The sequence below is a fragment of the Fictibacillus terranigra genome (assembly GCF_030412265.1).
GTDB lineage: Bacteria > Bacillota > Bacilli > Bacillales > Fictibacillaceae > Fictibacillus_C > Fictibacillus_C terrinigri.
Map to the genome: position 1 here is coordinate 1 of NZ_JAUHLN010000014.1, position 14,416 is coordinate 14,416.

The 14,416-nt window shown below is 44.6% G+C and carries 16 protein-coding genes, 1 tRNA gene, 1 other RNA gene and 1 other annotated feature; of the genes, 14 read left to right on the forward strand and 4 right to left on the reverse strand.

Annotated elements, in window-relative coordinates:
* Positions 1–265, forward strand: a 265-nt coding sequence (locus QYF49_RS25490) for a hypothetical protein (RefSeq protein ID WP_290402364.1), incomplete at its 5' end; no start/stop codon positions are given.
* Here QYF49_RS25490 and QYF49_RS25495 read toward each other — a convergent pair.
* Positions 219–1,172 carry a YaaC family protein gene (locus tag QYF49_RS25495; RefSeq protein WP_290402365.1) on the reverse strand — a complete coding sequence of 318 codons (954 nt, stop codon included), beginning with the start codon at positions 1,170–1,172 and terminating at the stop codon, positions 219–221. The two genes, QYF49_RS25490 and QYF49_RS25495, sit on opposite strands and share 47 nt — an antisense overlap.
* Positions 1,173–1,303: 131 nt before the next feature.
* On the opposite strand from QYF49_RS25495, the gene guaB reads away from it, so the two are divergent.
* The 6 genes from guaB to QYF49_RS25525 all read left to right on the forward strand — a co-directional run bounded on the left by guaB (position 1,304) and on the right by QYF49_RS25525 (position 7,755).
* Positions 1,304–2,761 carry an IMP dehydrogenase gene (gene guaB / locus QYF49_RS25500; protein ID WP_290402366.1) on the forward strand — a complete coding sequence of 486 codons (1,458 nt, stop codon included), beginning with the start codon at positions 1,304–1,306 and terminating at the stop codon, positions 2,759–2,761.
* A 150-nt stretch (positions 2,762–2,911) separates the two neighbouring features.
* A complete protein-coding gene (locus QYF49_RS25505) occupies positions 2,912–4,213 on the forward strand; it encodes a serine hydrolase (protein WP_425589642.1) in 1,302 nt (433 codons plus the stop codon).
* Positions 4,214–4,362: 149 nt separating this feature from the next.
* On the forward strand, positions 4,363–5,247 hold the full coding sequence (pdxS, locus tag QYF49_RS25510) for a pyridoxal 5'-phosphate synthase lyase subunit PdxS (protein WP_290402367.1): 885 nt from the start codon (positions 4,363–4,365) through the stop codon (positions 5,245–5,247).
* 17 nt (positions 5,248–5,264) lie between these two features.
* On the forward strand, positions 5,265–5,849 hold the full coding sequence (pdxT, locus tag QYF49_RS25515) for a pyridoxal 5'-phosphate synthase glutaminase subunit PdxT (RefSeq protein ID WP_290402368.1): 585 nt from the start codon (positions 5,265–5,267) through the stop codon (positions 5,847–5,849).
* Between the two features lie 40 nt (positions 5,850–5,889).
* Positions 5,890–6,104, forward strand: a binding site (T-box leader).
* Between the two features lie 177 nt (positions 6,105–6,281).
* A complete protein-coding gene (gene serS, locus QYF49_RS25520) occupies positions 6,282–7,556 on the forward strand; it encodes a serine--tRNA ligase (RefSeq protein ID WP_290402369.1) in 1,275 nt (424 codons plus the stop codon).
* A gap of 106 nt (positions 7,557–7,662) precedes the next feature.
* Positions 7,663–7,755 (forward strand) — tRNA-Ser (locus QYF49_RS25525).
* Between the two features lie 106 nt (positions 7,756–7,861).
* On the opposite strand, the gene QYF49_RS25530 is transcribed toward QYF49_RS25525, so the two are convergent.
* The 3 genes from QYF49_RS25530 to QYF49_RS25540 all read right to left on the reverse strand — a co-directional run bounded on the left by QYF49_RS25530 (position 7,862) and on the right by QYF49_RS25540 (position 9,879).
* Positions 7,862–8,530 carry a deoxynucleoside kinase gene (locus tag QYF49_RS25530; protein WP_290402370.1) on the reverse strand — a complete coding sequence of 223 codons (669 nt, stop codon included), beginning with the start codon at positions 8,528–8,530 and terminating at the stop codon, positions 7,862–7,864.
* Entirely contained in the window at positions 8,527–9,168 is a 642-nt protein-coding gene (locus tag QYF49_RS25535; protein WP_290402371.1) for a deoxynucleoside kinase, read from the reverse strand. Before QYF49_RS25535 ends, QYF49_RS25530 begins: the two co-directional genes overlap by 4 nt.
* A 114-nt stretch (positions 9,169–9,282) precedes the next feature.
* On the reverse strand, positions 9,283–9,879 hold the full coding sequence (locus QYF49_RS25540; protein ID WP_290402372.1) for a cysteine hydrolase family protein: 597 nt from the start codon (positions 9,877–9,879) through the stop codon (positions 9,283–9,285).
* 107 nt (positions 9,880–9,986) lie between these two features.
* On the opposite strand from QYF49_RS25540, the gene tadA reads away from it, so the two are divergent.
* The 7 genes from tadA to QYF49_RS25575 all read left to right on the forward strand — a co-directional run bounded on the left by tadA (position 9,987) and on the right by QYF49_RS25575 (position 14,175).
* The gene (tadA, locus tag QYF49_RS25545; RefSeq protein ID WP_290402373.1) at positions 9,987–10,493 is read left to right on the forward strand and encodes a tRNA adenosine(34) deaminase TadA; all 507 of its coding nucleotides are present in this window, start codon (positions 9,987–9,989) and stop codon (positions 10,491–10,493) included.
* A gap of 93 nt (positions 10,494–10,586) precedes the next feature.
* An RNA gene (gene ffs, locus QYF49_RS25550) (signal recognition particle sRNA large type) lies at positions 10,587–10,852 on the forward strand.
* 109 nt (positions 10,853–10,961) lie between these two features.
* Entirely contained in the window at positions 10,962–12,644 is a 1,683-nt protein-coding gene (gene dnaX, locus QYF49_RS25555) for a DNA polymerase III subunit gamma/tau (RefSeq protein ID WP_290402374.1), read from the forward strand.
* Between the two features lie 20 nt (positions 12,645–12,664).
* Positions 12,665–12,988: a YbaB/EbfC family nucleoid-associated protein gene (locus tag QYF49_RS25560; protein WP_290402375.1), complete on the forward strand. Its 324-nt coding sequence runs from the start codon at positions 12,665–12,667 to the stop codon at positions 12,986–12,988.
* A 10-nt stretch (positions 12,989–12,998) separates the two neighbouring features.
* Positions 12,999–13,595 (forward strand): recombination mediator RecR, encoded by a 597-nt coding sequence (gene recR, locus QYF49_RS25565; RefSeq protein ID WP_290402376.1) that lies wholly within the window; start codon positions 12,999–13,001, stop codon positions 13,593–13,595.
* 20 nt (positions 13,596–13,615) lie between these two features.
* The gene (locus QYF49_RS25570) at positions 13,616–13,840 is read left to right on the forward strand and encodes a YaaL family protein (protein ID WP_290402377.1); all 225 of its coding nucleotides are present in this window, start codon (positions 13,616–13,618) and stop codon (positions 13,838–13,840) included.
* A 68-nt stretch (positions 13,841–13,908) separates the two neighbouring features.
* The gene (locus tag QYF49_RS25575) at positions 13,909–14,175 is read left to right on the forward strand and encodes a pro-sigmaK processing inhibitor BofA family protein (RefSeq protein ID WP_290402378.1); all 267 of its coding nucleotides are present in this window, start codon (positions 13,909–13,911) and stop codon (positions 14,173–14,175) included.
* Positions 14,176–14,416 lie beyond the last annotated feature (241 nt).

Below are 14,416 nucleotides of genomic sequence, written 5' to 3' on the forward strand. Positions count from 1 at the left end.
TTGGCACGTAAACGCAGCAAAGTCGCACGTAAAGTGTCCATTCCCGCATGTAAACTCTTCAAAGTGGCATGTAAACGGGCGAAACCCGCATGTAAACCGTCCAACCCTGCAGGTTACGCGATCCATTCAAGCTAAAGGGAACGATCCACTCCAACCACAGAAGACCGCCTCACTCGCGCTCTCCAACAATGAGTCAGGTGAGTATAATAATCTCCTGCTCATCCTTTCAGCTGCAGGAACTGTCCAAGCAAAAATGGAATTTTAGTACGTGTTATGGATAAAAACTCCTTTATAAAGGGAAGGTCATTGGTCGTATAAGAATGAAAGATATCACTCCACCACTCGGTTTCATATCGGCATAGCATACTCAGGTTATATAGAACAGCGTAATGAATCATGCATTCATTCAGCTCTTTTATCTCTCTTCGGCTGCTGTAGAGGTAATAGGACCCGTTATGGTGGTAGCTGAACGGTTCACATTGAAGCGGATGAAGTTCCTTGGATGAATGGACGATGATATGCTCCTTTGTTTCTTTCAAGAGCTGAAAGCAGATTTCCGGGTTTTCATTGAGGAAGGAAATGAATCTTTCCGTGTTCATATGAAGACCATCAAGAACTTCAATGGGAATGGTAAGCTCTTGCTCGTTTCGCAGAACCTGCACATTTATATCTTCATTTTGGACGTGTAAAAAAAGGTCCTTTAATTCAGGAATAAGCACCATAATATCGTTCATCTTCAGTTTTTCGCCTTCTGCATGTTTCACATGAAACAATTTGGAGGAGAAATGATTAAAAAGCCCGCTTCTCTGGATTCTCACTTCATCCTGCAGAAACTCATAATATTTCTTTTTACGCTTCCTCGTGGTAACACCGTGCGCCAGTACTGAACTGTTTTCCGGATAATCAGGGTCTACGGTCAGGATACAGGCCTTGAGCAACTGAATCATGCCATAGAACAACAGAACGGGCTGAAGTTCTGCTGGTGCTTTGCCTGCCAGGTCATAGTATTTTTTGCCATGCTCCAAGAAGTAAATAAAAGGGTAGCAGTTCTGATAGCTTTTGCTTTCTGCTTGCTCAAATTCAGCGTTTCCGTAGCGATCATAAAGGAATTTTTGCGCCCTGCTGGAGGAGAAAAAACTGTAATATAATGACCAGGTATATTCGTCTGACATAAGGCGCTGACCCCCATGGTATTTTTTGAAAAGTTAGACTTATTGTTCCTTCCTTGACAGTAGTTTATCCAGTTGTTAATCTACAAATAATATTTTTCAGGAACTTAATTGAAGAGAAGGGTGGAGTATGCATGTGGGAGAGCAAGTTTGAAAAAGAAGGATTAACGTTTGATGATGTGCTGTTAGTACCGGCAAAATCATCTGTTTTGCCAAAAGATGTTTCATTGAAGACTCGTCTTTCGGATACTGTACAGTTAAACATTCCGATAATCAGTGCTGGGATGGATACGGTAACGGAAGCAGAATTAGCAATCGCCATGGCTCGCCAGGGCGGATTAGGAATCATCCATAAAAATATGTCGATCGAACAGCAGGCAGAACAAGTGGACAGAGTAAAGCGTTCTGAGAGCGGTGTTATTACTGATCCATTCTACCTGACACCTGACCACCAAGTGTTTGATGCCGAACATCTTATGGGTAAATACAGAATCAGCGGTGTTCCCATTGTTGATGACCATAAGAAGCTTGTAGGCATTCTCACCAACCGTGACCTTCGTTTTATTGAAGATTACTCCATTCAGATTTCCGATGTTATGACGAAAGAAAACCTTGTAACAGCCCCAGTAGGTACAACCCTAAAAGAAGCAGAGCTTTTACTTCAAAAGCATAAGATTGAAAAGCTGCCATTGGTTGATAGTGAAGGTACACTTCAAGGGCTGATCACGATTAAAGATATTGAAAAGGTCATCGAGTTCCCGAATTCTGCAAAAGACAGCCAAGGGCGCTTGCTTGCTGGTGCTGCAGTTGGGGTAACAAAAGACGCAATGCTGCGCATTGACAAACTCGTTGAAGCGGGAGTAGACGCTATTGTTATCGATACCGCACATGGCCATTCTGAAGGTGTACTGACTAAAGTTAAAGAAGTCCGCGCTAAATATCCTGACCTGACCATTATTGCTGGTAACGTTGCGACAGCAGAGGCGACAAGAGACTTGATCGAAGCTGGAGCAAGTGTAGTTAAAGTCGGTATCGGGCCAGGATCGATCTGTACGACCCGCGTTGTCGCCGGTGTAGGTGTGCCCCAGATTACGGCTATCTATGACTGCGCAACAGAAGCCCGCAAGCATGGCATCCCGATCATTGCTGACGGCGGAATTAAATATTCTGGAGACATTGTAAAGGCTCTTGCTACTGGAGGAAATGCGGTTATGCTTGGAAGCTTGCTTGCGGGAGTAACGGAGAGCCCCGGAGAGCGGGAAATTTATCAGGGCCGCCAATTTAAAGTTTACCGCGGAATGGGATCTATTGGAGCGATGGAGCAAGGAAGCCGCGACCGATATTTCCAGGAAAATAATCAAAAACTTGTCCCAGAAGGTATTGAAGGACGAGTCCCTTACAAAGGGCCGTTGGCGGATACGCTGTTCCAGCTGATCGGCGGGATCCGTTCTGGTATGGGATACTGCGGTACACCAACCTTAGACGATCTTCAGAATCATTCTAAGTTCGTGAAAATTACTGGTGCCGGGCTAAGAGAAAGCCATCCGCATCAAGTACAAATTACCAAAGAAGCACCAAATTATTCAGTCTAAAGTTCGATTTTATTAAAAAAGTGGACAGAGGTCATTCCTCTGTCTATTTTTTTGCATATTGCTATGGTACAATTACGTTTGTGTGTAAATTGTATGGAGGTGTCAGTTTTGTTCGGCAACAAAATTAAAGAATTTACTTTTTCAGCTGTCATGGTTTCTATGCTATCAGCCAGTATGTTTGGATATTCAGAAAAAGCAAGCGCTGCTCCTGATTTAAAGAATAAGTCGGAGACCGCGATTTTAGTAGATGGAGATACAGGTAAGATTTTATACGAAAAGAAAGCCGAGCAAGTATTGCCACCAGCCAGTATGTCTAAGATGATGACTGAATACCTGGTCAATGAAGCGATTAAAAAAGGCAAAATTCAATGGGATCAAAAAACAGGTATAAGTGAATATGCACATAAAATTTCCCAAAACAGAGATCTTTCTAATGTACCATTACGATCGGATTATAAATATTCAGTAAAAGAACTTTATGAAGCAATGGCCATCTATTCTGCAAATGGAGCTTCTATTACATTGGCGGAGCTTGTGGCTGGTTCAGAGGCTAAGTTTGTAGGAATGATGAACGCAAAAGCTAAAGAGATGGGCATTACGGATGCTCGTTTTGTTAACAGTACAGGTTTGAACAACAATGACCTTCAAGGGTATGATTCTGTTGGAGGCAAGACGGACGAGAATAAGATGTCCGCAAAATCCGTAGGGATTCTTGCTTTCAAATTGATCAGTGACTATCCTGAAGTTTTGAAAACTGCAAGTATTCCATCCAAATGGTTCCGTCCCAATACTGACGATAAGATCATGATGAAGAACTGGAACTGGATGCTTCCATCCCTCGTTTATGGGTATAAGGGAGTCGATGGGCTTAAGACGGGTACTACCGATAATGCAGGCTATTCTTTTGCTGCTACAGCGAAAAAAGATGGAACAAGATTGATCTCTGTTCTCATGAAGTCGAACAGCTATGAAGGCCGATTCGGTGAGACGAAACAATTGCTTGATTACGGTTTTTCCAATTATACAAAAGAAACGCTTCTTCCTAAAGGCTATCAGCTGAAAAAGCAAAAAACACTTCCGGTCATTCAAGGTAAAGAAAAGGAAGTGGCCATTGCAACTAAAGAACCGGTTTCAATGCTTGTTAAACGAGGCGAAAAGGAAAATTACAAACCGGTGCTGGTCATCGACAAAAAGCACTTGGATAAAGACGGCAAATTGAAGGCTCCTCTAAAAAAAGGAGAAACAATCGGCCATATACAACTGAAATATACTGGTAAAGATCAGGATCACGGTTATCTGCTGAATGATGGATCTGGTAAAGGACAAGCTAATGTGGTAACGACTAAGGCAGTAGAAAAGGCCAATTGGTTTGTTCTTGCCATGAGAGGTACTGGCCATTTCTTTGGCGGTGTCTGGGATTCGGCAGTTGAAACTGTGAAGGGCTGGTTTTAACGCTGTAGAATACTCTTCAAAAGCATCGCTTTTGAAGAGTATTTTTTTAAACCCTAGCGAATTTATTGGTTTTACGTTAAAATGAATGAGAATTTAATTATTAAAAAAACTCAAACTTGAGTAAATAAATAAACAGGGGGATATGTAGCATGTTAAAGACAGGTACAGATCGTGTAAAACGCGGAATGGCTGAAATGCAAAAGGGCGGCGTCATCATGGACGTTATCAACGCAGAGCAAGCAAAAATTGCCGAGGCATCAGGCGCAGTAGCAGTTATGGCGTTAGAGCGAGTTCCAGCAGATATTCGTGCAGCGGGTGGTGTAGCGCGCATGGCGGATCCTACAATCGTAGAGGAAGTACTGAATGCAGTCAGTATCCCCGTCATGGCGAAAGCTCGAATCGGCCACATCGTAGAAGCACGCGTTCTAGAATCGATGGGTGTAGATTATCTTGATGAGAGTGAAGTACTGACTCCAGCGGACGAGGTATTCCACTTAAACAAACGTGACTTTAAAGTGCCTTTCGTGTGTGGTGCCCGTGACCTTGGAGAAGCATCCCGACGCATCGGTGAAGGTGCTTCCATGATTCGTACTAAGGGTGAGCCTGGAACAGGCAACATCGTTGAGGCTGTCCGCCATATGCGAATGATTCAGGGCCAAATCCGCAAGGTATCTGCGATGAGCGAAGATGAACTCATGACTGAAGCTAAAAACCTTGGTGCACCGTATGAAATTCTTCTTCAAATCAAAAAAGAGGGGCGACTTCCTGTTGTTAACTTTGCGGCTGGCGGCGTGGCTACTCCTGCGGATGCAGCCCTGATGATGGAATTGGGCGCAGACGGAGTTTTCGTTGGGTCCGGTATCTTCAAGTCCGAAAACCCTGAGAAATTTGCACGTGCGATTGTTGAAGCAACCACTCATTACAGAGACTACGAGCTGATTGCTAACCTATCCAAAGGACTCGGAACTGCAATGAAAGGAATCGAAATCTCCACGCTTCTTCCTGGAGACCGTATGCAGGAGCGAGGCTGGTAAGAAAGGAAGCCGACATCATGACTAAAATTGGTGTTCTTGCGCTGCAAGGCGCTGTAAGAGAACATATCCGAGCGCTGCAAGAAAGCGGAGCAGAAGCAGTAAGCGTAAAGCGTATTGAAGAGCTAAACGACTTAGACGGCCTCGTTATCCCGGGTGGAGAAAGCACGGCCATGAGACGTTTGATCGATAAATATGAATTCATGGAACCTTTAAAGAAATTCGCACAAGAGAAGCCGGTGTTCGGTACGTGTGCAGGTCTGATCCTGATGGCGAAACGAATTCAGGGGCAAGAAAGTGCGCATCTTGAACTCATTGATATGACAGTAGAAAGAAATGCATTCGGACGGCAGGTGGACAGCTTTGAAGCCGACTTGGAAATTAAAGGAGTAGGTGATGACGTCAATGGCGTATTCATCAGAGCACCTTACATTGTGGAAGTTGGAGAAGAAGTTGAAGTCCTGTCTGTTCACAACGACCGTATCGTTGCGGCGAAACAGGGGCATTTCCTCTGTGCTGCCTTCCATCCGGAATTGACAGACGATTACCGCCTTCACCAGTTCTTTGTAGAGATGGTAGCCGAAAAGAAAAAGGTTATTGCATAAAAGCGGGAAATATTGTACATTACTATACAAACATTATTTGTTAAAATCGCTGACAGGAACCAGTAGCAAAATGATCTTTGCCCAGAGAGTCGGTGGCTGGTGAAAACCGACCAAAGTCATTTGTGAATCCATCCTTGAGTGGAAGGCCGAAATTACGTAAGCTTTCCCGGTATACATTGTCCGTTATCAATGACAAGGTGGCAGGTTTTTTCCTGCAACTAGGGTGGCAACGCGGGGTTAACTCTCGTCCCTTTTTGGGACGGGAGTTTTTTGTGTTTTTTTACGCCGAACAATAGCTGCAAATTTCTTCGTTGGCTTTGGTTCTCCGGTCCTCGAACTTTTCGCTTCTTGTTCGGCTGCTTGGCAAAGCGATGGGTTTCTTCAGCTATATGGGTTCTGTCGGCAAGGTTATTGAATAAAGGAGGAAGGAACATGCTTGATTTAAAATATGTTCGAGCGAATTTTGATGAAGTTAAAGAAAAATTAAGCAAACGGGGAGAAGACTTAACCGGCTTGGATCGTTTTGTTGAGTTGGATGAAAAGCGCCGTGAATTGATCGGCGAGACTGAAACATTAAAGTCCAATCGAAACGAAGTATCCAAACAGGTTGCGGAATTTAAACGTGAAAAGAAAGATGCCGATCACTTGATCGCAGAGATGCGCGAGGTGGGCGACCGGATTAAGGCCATTGATGACGAGCTGCGCACGGTAGAAGACGATCTAAACCACCTGATGCTCACCTTGCCGAACCTTCCTCATGAGAGTGTTCCGATCGGTGAAACAGAGGATGATAATGTGCCTGTGCGCCATTGGGGAGATATTAAAGAGTTTCCGTTCGAACCTAAAGCTCACTGGGATTTGGCGACAGACCTTGACATCGTCGATTTTGAAAGAGCCGCTAAAGTAACGGGAAGCCGTTTCGCTTTTTATAAGGGAGCGGGGGCCCGACTAGAACGTGCACTGATCAACCTTATGATGGATTACCATGAAGATAAGCACGGCTATACTGAGATTCTGCCTCCTTACATGGTGAATAGAGAAAGCATGACAGGTACAGGACAGCTTCCAAAGTTCGAAGAAGACGCTTTTAAAATTCGTGAAGAAGATTACTTTTTGGTTCCGACAGCAGAAGTACCGGTAACGAACCTACACCGTAATGAGATTTTAACAGCAGAAGAACTTCCGATCGGTTATGTCGCTTACAGTGCTTGTTTCCGGTCTGAAGCAGGTTCTGCAGGACGCGATACACGCGGCCTTATCCGCCAGCATCAGTTTAATAAAGTTGAACTTGTCCGATTTGTTAAGCCTGAAGATTCTTATGAAGAGCTTGAAAAATTAACGGGCCATGCTGAAAAGATTCTACAGCTGTTAAAGCTTCCATACCGCGTGCTGAGCATGTGTACCGCTGACCTTGGGTTTACAGCGGCGAAGAAGTACGATATTGAAGTATGGCTGCCAAGCTACGGAACATACCGTGAAATTTCTTCTTGTTCTAACTTTGAAAGCTTCCAGGCGAGAAGAGCACAAATTCGTTTCCGCCGTGAAGCGAAAGGTAAGCCAGAATTTGTTCACACATTGAACGGCTCCGGGCTTGCCATCGGACGTACGGTTGCAGCCATCCTTGAGAACTACCAGCAGGAAGACGGTTCTATCGTGATCCCTGAAGTACTCCGTCCGTACATGGGGAATAAAGAAGTAATCAAGTAAAAAGGGAAAAGGAAGGATCCGTTCCTTCCTTTTTTATTTTTTTACAAATGAGTATTGACATGAAATCTCACCATATGGTACTATTATTTTTGTCAGTAAGACACATGGAGGTATACCCAAGTCCGGCTGAAGGGATCGGTCTTGAAAACCGACAGGGGTGTAACAGCCCGCGGGGGTTCGAATCCCTCTACCTCCTCCATACATAATTTCAACATCTGCGGTTGTGCAGATGTTTTTTTTTTTAATTTCTAAAAGCAATATGAACATAAAAAAGCGCCTTCCGCTGTATAACGGGAGGCGCTTTTTTATAGCCTTACTTCTCTCTTGGCTTCAATTTTTTGACCGATCTTTGCCACGATTCTTTCAAGGGATTCAGGATCATGAAGCAGATCATAATCATTGATGTTCAGGCGAAGAACCGGGCAGAGGCTGAAATTGGAGATCCATTGCTCGTAGCGTTCGTACATCTCTTCCCAATATTCAACGGGTGTATCCTGCTCCATCTGACGTCCGCGCTGTTTAATACGCTGTAAAATATCTTCAAGCGATCCTTCGAGATGAATGAGAACGTCTGGATGAGGAAAATAAGGTGTCATGACCATAGCTTCGAAAAGCCTCGTATACGTGTCATAATCGACTTCGGACATCGTTCCTTTATCGTAATGCATTTTGGCAAAGATGCCTGTATCCTCATAGATGGAACGGTCTTGAATAAAGCCCCCTCCATATTCAAACATTCTCTTCTGCTCTTTGAAGCGTTCCGCGAGAAAGAAAATCTGAAGATGGAAGCTCCAGCGCTTAAAATCTTTATAAAATTTATCCAAGTAAGGATTGTTGTCGACCTTTTCCATGGATGTTCTGAAGTTCAGGCCTTGAGCGAGAGCGGAAGTCAGAGTTGATTTACCGGCTCCGACCGTACCTGCAACCGTGATGACTGCATCTGAGGGAATGTTGTATTTTTCAGCTAAATTCATCGAGTCAGTTCTCCTTTATGCAAGGTGGCTTCAATCGCAGCAAATATCTTTTCTTTATCACTGCTGTGAGAGACAAAGTCCAGTTCATCACCGTTAAAGGAGAGAACAGGGATTTCAGGATGCTCGTTTTGAAAAGCCGCCATAAACATTTCGTAATCATTGATGAGCCTCATTAAGTATGATGGGTCAATCTGTTTCTCTATATTTCTGCCCCGAAGCTCTATTCGTTCCAGGAGCGTATCCAGGCTGGCGTTCAAATAGATGATCATGTTCGGTACAGGCATGTCTTTCGTGAGAATATCGAAAATCTGCATGTATTTATGATAGTGATTGGAGGCGAGTGTCTGGCCCGCAAAGATACGGTTCTTAAAAATATGATAGTCAGCCACAACCGGAATTTTTTGATTTAAGTAGTGTGTTTGTATATCTTCAAGCTGCTTGTATCGGTTGCATAAGAAGAACATCTCAGTCTGGAAACTCCATTCCTCGATGTTATCGTAAAATTTTCCTAAGAACGGATTTTCTTCAACAATCTCTTTTAACAGCTTAAATTTATAATGTTCTGAGATGGCTTTTGCTAATGATGTTTTTCCAACACCAATCGGCCCTTCAACTGCAATAAAGGGGGTAGAACTCATCCTGCTTTTCCTCCCTAATTTCAATTACAAAAAAATAACAGACAGAAAATATTGTAGCATATGAAGGGCAGAGGGAATAGAATAAAATACTGTTAAATTGAAATGTTCTTCTTTCTATAGAATGGTTCGTTTCTTATTCTGTTCCGCCTCTTTTATGATTTCTTTTAAGTTAAGCTCATGGCTGACAGAAGTATCAGCTCTCAATGTGTTTTTCATTAAAATGAGGGCGCGTTCGTTATCCTCAGCAATGTTGGAAGCTGAGCAGTCTTCCGGTACATAGAGCGTAAAATCACGCATGAATGCATCGTTTGCCGTGAAGAGGACACAGATGTTGCCTGCCAAGCCTGCGAGGATTAAGGTTGTTATCTTCATATCATGCAGAAGCGTGGATAATGGTGTTGAAAAAAAAGCGGAATGCATGGGTTTAATAATGAAAAAATCATCATCCTCAGGAACGAGCTGGCCGACAAATTCTTTCCCGTCTTTTTTCAAACAGTAATTCACGAGTTTTTTTCGGTCCGACTGCCATTTTCCAAAATTATCGTTCACATAGATCACTGGAATGCCGTTCTCTTTTGATTTATTTTTCAGATGACCGATATTGGGGGCAATAGGCAGGGCCTGGTCAATAAGCATGTGGCCTTCTGGAAAATCAAAATCATTGATAACGTCGATAATAAGGAGAGCAACTGGTGGATAAGATGGGGACATGTGAACTCCACTCCTTTACAATCTGTTTAGCACATAACTATTCCTTTCTTTATTATTGGCCAAACCTTTTGTATAATCACATAAAATAACATTATGGAGTCGAAACGATGCTTCAAAACGAAAAAGATGGACATTACATGTCACTGGCCATAAATGAGGCTAGAAAAGCAGAGGAACTCGGTGAAGTTCCCATAGGCGCAGTACTGGTCATGGGAGATGAGGTCATCGCTGCCGCTTATAACCGCCGTGAAATTGAGCATCGCGCAGTTGCCCATGCTGAACTGATCGCTATTGATCAAGCATGCAAGACAAAAGGGGCATGGCGGCTTACCGGGAGCACACTGTATGTTACCCTCGAGCCCTGCGCTATGTGTGCAGGGGCTATCGTGCTCTCAAGAGTCGAACGAGTTGTCTATGGTGCACCAGATCCAAAAGGCGGCTGTGCAGGAACCCTGATGAACCTTTTGCAGGAGGAGCGCTTCAATCACCAGTGCGAAGTGATTTCAGATGTGCGCGGGCAGGAGTGCAGCGAGATGCTGTCTGCTTTTTTCAGGGGACTGCGAAAACGCAATAAGGAAAAGAAAAAAAGTCAAAACGGCCAGAACAGGTTTTGATGGGAATATCTGGTGCGGGTTGATTTTTTAGCGCCGGCGTTGTATACTTAATCTTGCACATTTGTTATGTGCCTAAAAACGTTATACACTTTGTCGCGCTAGGCGGGGAGGTAGCGGTGCCCTGTACTCGCAATCCGCTGTAGCGAGGCTGAATTCCTCTCCTCGGTTAGTCCTGCGTATGGTCTGACGCAAGTAAGTGGTGTTGACATTCGGGTCCTGCGCAACGGAGACCCATGAACCCTGTCAGGTCCGGAAGGAAGCAGCAGTAAGTGGTCATCTTCGTGTGCCGTGGGGCAGCCTGGATCGAGCTAACTGCTTGCGTAACGCATAGGTTGGCTACACCAAAGAGAGGTGCGCGGCATTTTATATATTCATACAACAACTCACTCCTTATGGGGTGAGTTTTTTGTTTGTTTTCAGTATAATAGGAGTAGAATAAATTGACGAATGAATGAAGGAGGGCATGGGATGAGCTATCAAGCGCTTTACCGTGTCTGGCGGCCGCAGTCCTTTCATGATGTGGTCGGGCAGGAACATATCACCAAGACAATCCAGAACGCACTGATGCAAGACAAGCTTTCCCATGCCTATCTATTCTCAGGCCCGCGGGGAACGGGAAAAACGAGTGCTGCAAAGATCATTGCTAAAGCTGTGAACTGTGAAAAGGCTCCTACAGCGGAACCGTGCAATGAGTGCGATAACTGTCTAGGAATCACGAACGGATCCATCTCTGATGTTTTGGAGATCGATGCGGCATCCAATACGGGGGTAGACGACATCCGTGATATCCGTGACAAAGTAAAATTCGCACCGTCAGCGGTCCGATATAAGGTGTATATTATTGACGAGGTTCACATGCTATCCACCGGGGCATTTAACGCATTGCTAAAGACGCTGGAAGAACCGCCTCCGCATGTTATCTTTATTCTCGCAACAACAGAGCCTCATAAAATTCCGCTGACGATCATTTCACGGTGCCAAAGGTTCGATTTTAAACGGATCTCCAGCCAGTCGATCGTGGACAGGATGAAAACGATCCTCGACTCCAACCGCATTGTCCCAGATGATGATGCTTTGCATCTGCTGGCCCGGGCGGCAGAAGGCGGTATGCGGGATGCGCTCAGTCTGCTCGATCAGGCGATATCCTACAGTGAAGATGAAGTCAGAGTGGAAGATGTGCTTGCGGTAACCGGAGCCGTTTCACAGGGATTCCTATCACAAATGGCAAAAGCATTCAAAGAACAGGATGTAGCTAAAGCTTTGCAGGTCGCCGGGCGGCTGATGGCAGAAGGAAAAGACCCGGTCCGGTTTATTACGGACTTGATCTATTATTACCGCGACATGCTTTTATATCAGACGGCACCAGGATTGGAAGAAGTGCTGGACCGCGTCAAAGTGGATGAAGAATTTAAGGAGCTGTCCCAGGAAACGGACCGCACCTGGATCTACAAAGTGATCGAGCTTCTTAACCAGTCACAGCAGGAAATGAAGTGGACGAACCATCCTAAAATCTTTCTTGAGCTTTCCCTGATTAAGATCTGTCAGGAAGAACGCCAAGAATCTGCGGGAGCGGGACAGGAGCTTCTGAAAAAAATAGAAGTACTCGAGCAGCAGGTGAAGGAACTAAAAGAAAAAGGCGTAGCAATGGCTCCGCCGGATTCATCCGCTCCTGCTGTCCAAGAAAAGAAAACGTTCCGGACGGCTGGCAGGGGAAGCGGTACAAATACAGGCCGTGTAAAGGAAATGCTGAAAAAAGCTTCAAAACCAAATCTGATCCAGTTGAAAAACAATTGGGGAACGATTATGGAAAAGATAAAGTCGGAGAAAGTGAGCGTCTATGCCCTTTTATCCGGCGCTGAGCCGGTAGCTTGCTCCGATCAGGATGTCCTGCTGTCATTCCAGCATGAAATCCACAGCCAAATGGCGTCATCCGACAATATTCGAAGCTGTGTGGAGGGTGTCATTTATAGTACAATAGGGAAGTCCCTAACGATGTTAACCATCCTGCAGCCGGAATGGGATACTGTAAAAAAAGAATTCATCCAGCAGCAGCAGCGAGGGGACAGCAACAGCCAGGCTGAAGCCGAGGATCCTTTAATTGCGGAAGCCAAAAAGCTGTTTGGTGAAGAATTGATTGAAATAAAAGAATAATATTTAGGAGGACGATACGTATGATGCGTGGCGGCGGAAACATGAACAATATGATGAAACAAATGCAGAAGATGCAAAAGGAAATGGCAAAAGCCCAGGAGGACCTTAAGGATAAGAAAGCTGAAGGAACTGCAGGGGGCGGGATGGTAACGGTTATTGCCAACGGCCATAAAGAAGTACTCGAAGTAAATATTAAAGAGGATGTAGTTGATCCGGAAGATATCGAAATGCTTCAAGACCTAGTGCTTGCAGCAACGAACGATGCCTTGAAAAAAGTTGATGAGCTTGTGTCCCAGGATATGGGTAAATTCACTAAAGGGTTAAACATACCGGGATTATTCTAGGGGGCGGAACATGCATTACCCAGAGCCAATATCAAAGCTGATCGACAGCTTTATGAAATTGCCAGGGATCGGGCCAAAAACGGCGGTCCGTCTGGCATTTTTCGTATTAGAGATGCGTGAAGACGACGTGCTCGATTTCGGCCGAGCCCTCGTGAACGCCAAGCGGAATTTGATCTATTGCTCCAACTGCTTTCATATTACAGACCGCGATCCATGTATGATCTGCGACGATTCCAGCAGGGACCGTACCACGATCTGTGTCGTCCATGATTCCAAAGATGTGATAGCCATGGAGAAAATGAAGGACTTTAGAGGTCTTTATCACGTGTTGCACGGCTCCATATCTCCAATAGAAGGAATCGGTCCGGAGGATATTAAGATCGCCGAGCTGTTAAAACGCCTTGCCGATGACACGATTCAGGAAATCATTCTCGCTACCGACCCGAATATAGAGGGAGAGGCGACGGCCATGTATATCGCCCGTCTGCTGAAGCCGACCGGCATAAAGGTCACTAGGATTGCCCATGGGCTGCCAGTAGGCGGAGATCTCGAATATGCCGACGAAGTAACCCTGTCTAAAGCGATGGAAGGCAGACGTGAAATTTAAATAAAAAGGAGACATACAGCATGTTTTTCTCCCGAAAAGGACGTTTAAGAAAAGCAGGGGATGAACGTCTTCTAGAAACTCTCCAACAAGTCAAATCAGTATGGGCACACCAGAAAGATTTGGTGGAAAGAAGCGTCGAGCCTTCTGAACAAGTCATATATGAACTTAAGCTGGCTGAGGCCAAGTATCTGTTCCTCTTAAAAGAGGCTAAAATAAGAAAAGTAACAACAGGAAGGCTGAAATAAGTCTTCCTGTTCTTTTTTTGGGACATCCCCCATACATTTACTATAAAAGAAACTGGGGGATGATAACTATGGAACCCGTGATGGTCATATCCATTCTCGGCAGCGCAATTCTGCTGCTCCTGCTGATCGGAGCACCGTTAAAACCTTTAAGATGGACAGGTCAGCTGCTCATCCGATTATCGATCGGTGCACTGCTGTTATTCTTTTTAAACACTGCTGGTGCCTCCTATGACATACATGTGCCGATCAATGCTGCTACTGTTTTCATATCAGGGCTGCTTGGTTTGCCAGGGCTTGCTTCGCTCGCTGCCATTCAATATTTTATTGTAGGATAATCCTCTTGCTGCTGAGCATTTGTTCGGCATCAGAGGATTTCTTTTTTATTTTCGAAAAAACTCTTGCAACGTTCTAATAAAGGTGGTATATTAATTGAGCTGCTTCTTTTGCTTGCTGACTAAGTCAGTAACCGAAAAAACTTTTTTAAAAAAAGTTGTTGACTTGATAGGTGCCGATGTGGTATCCTAATAAAGTCGCCAAAACGAGCGGCAAAACAAAAATGTTCTTTGAAAACCAAAC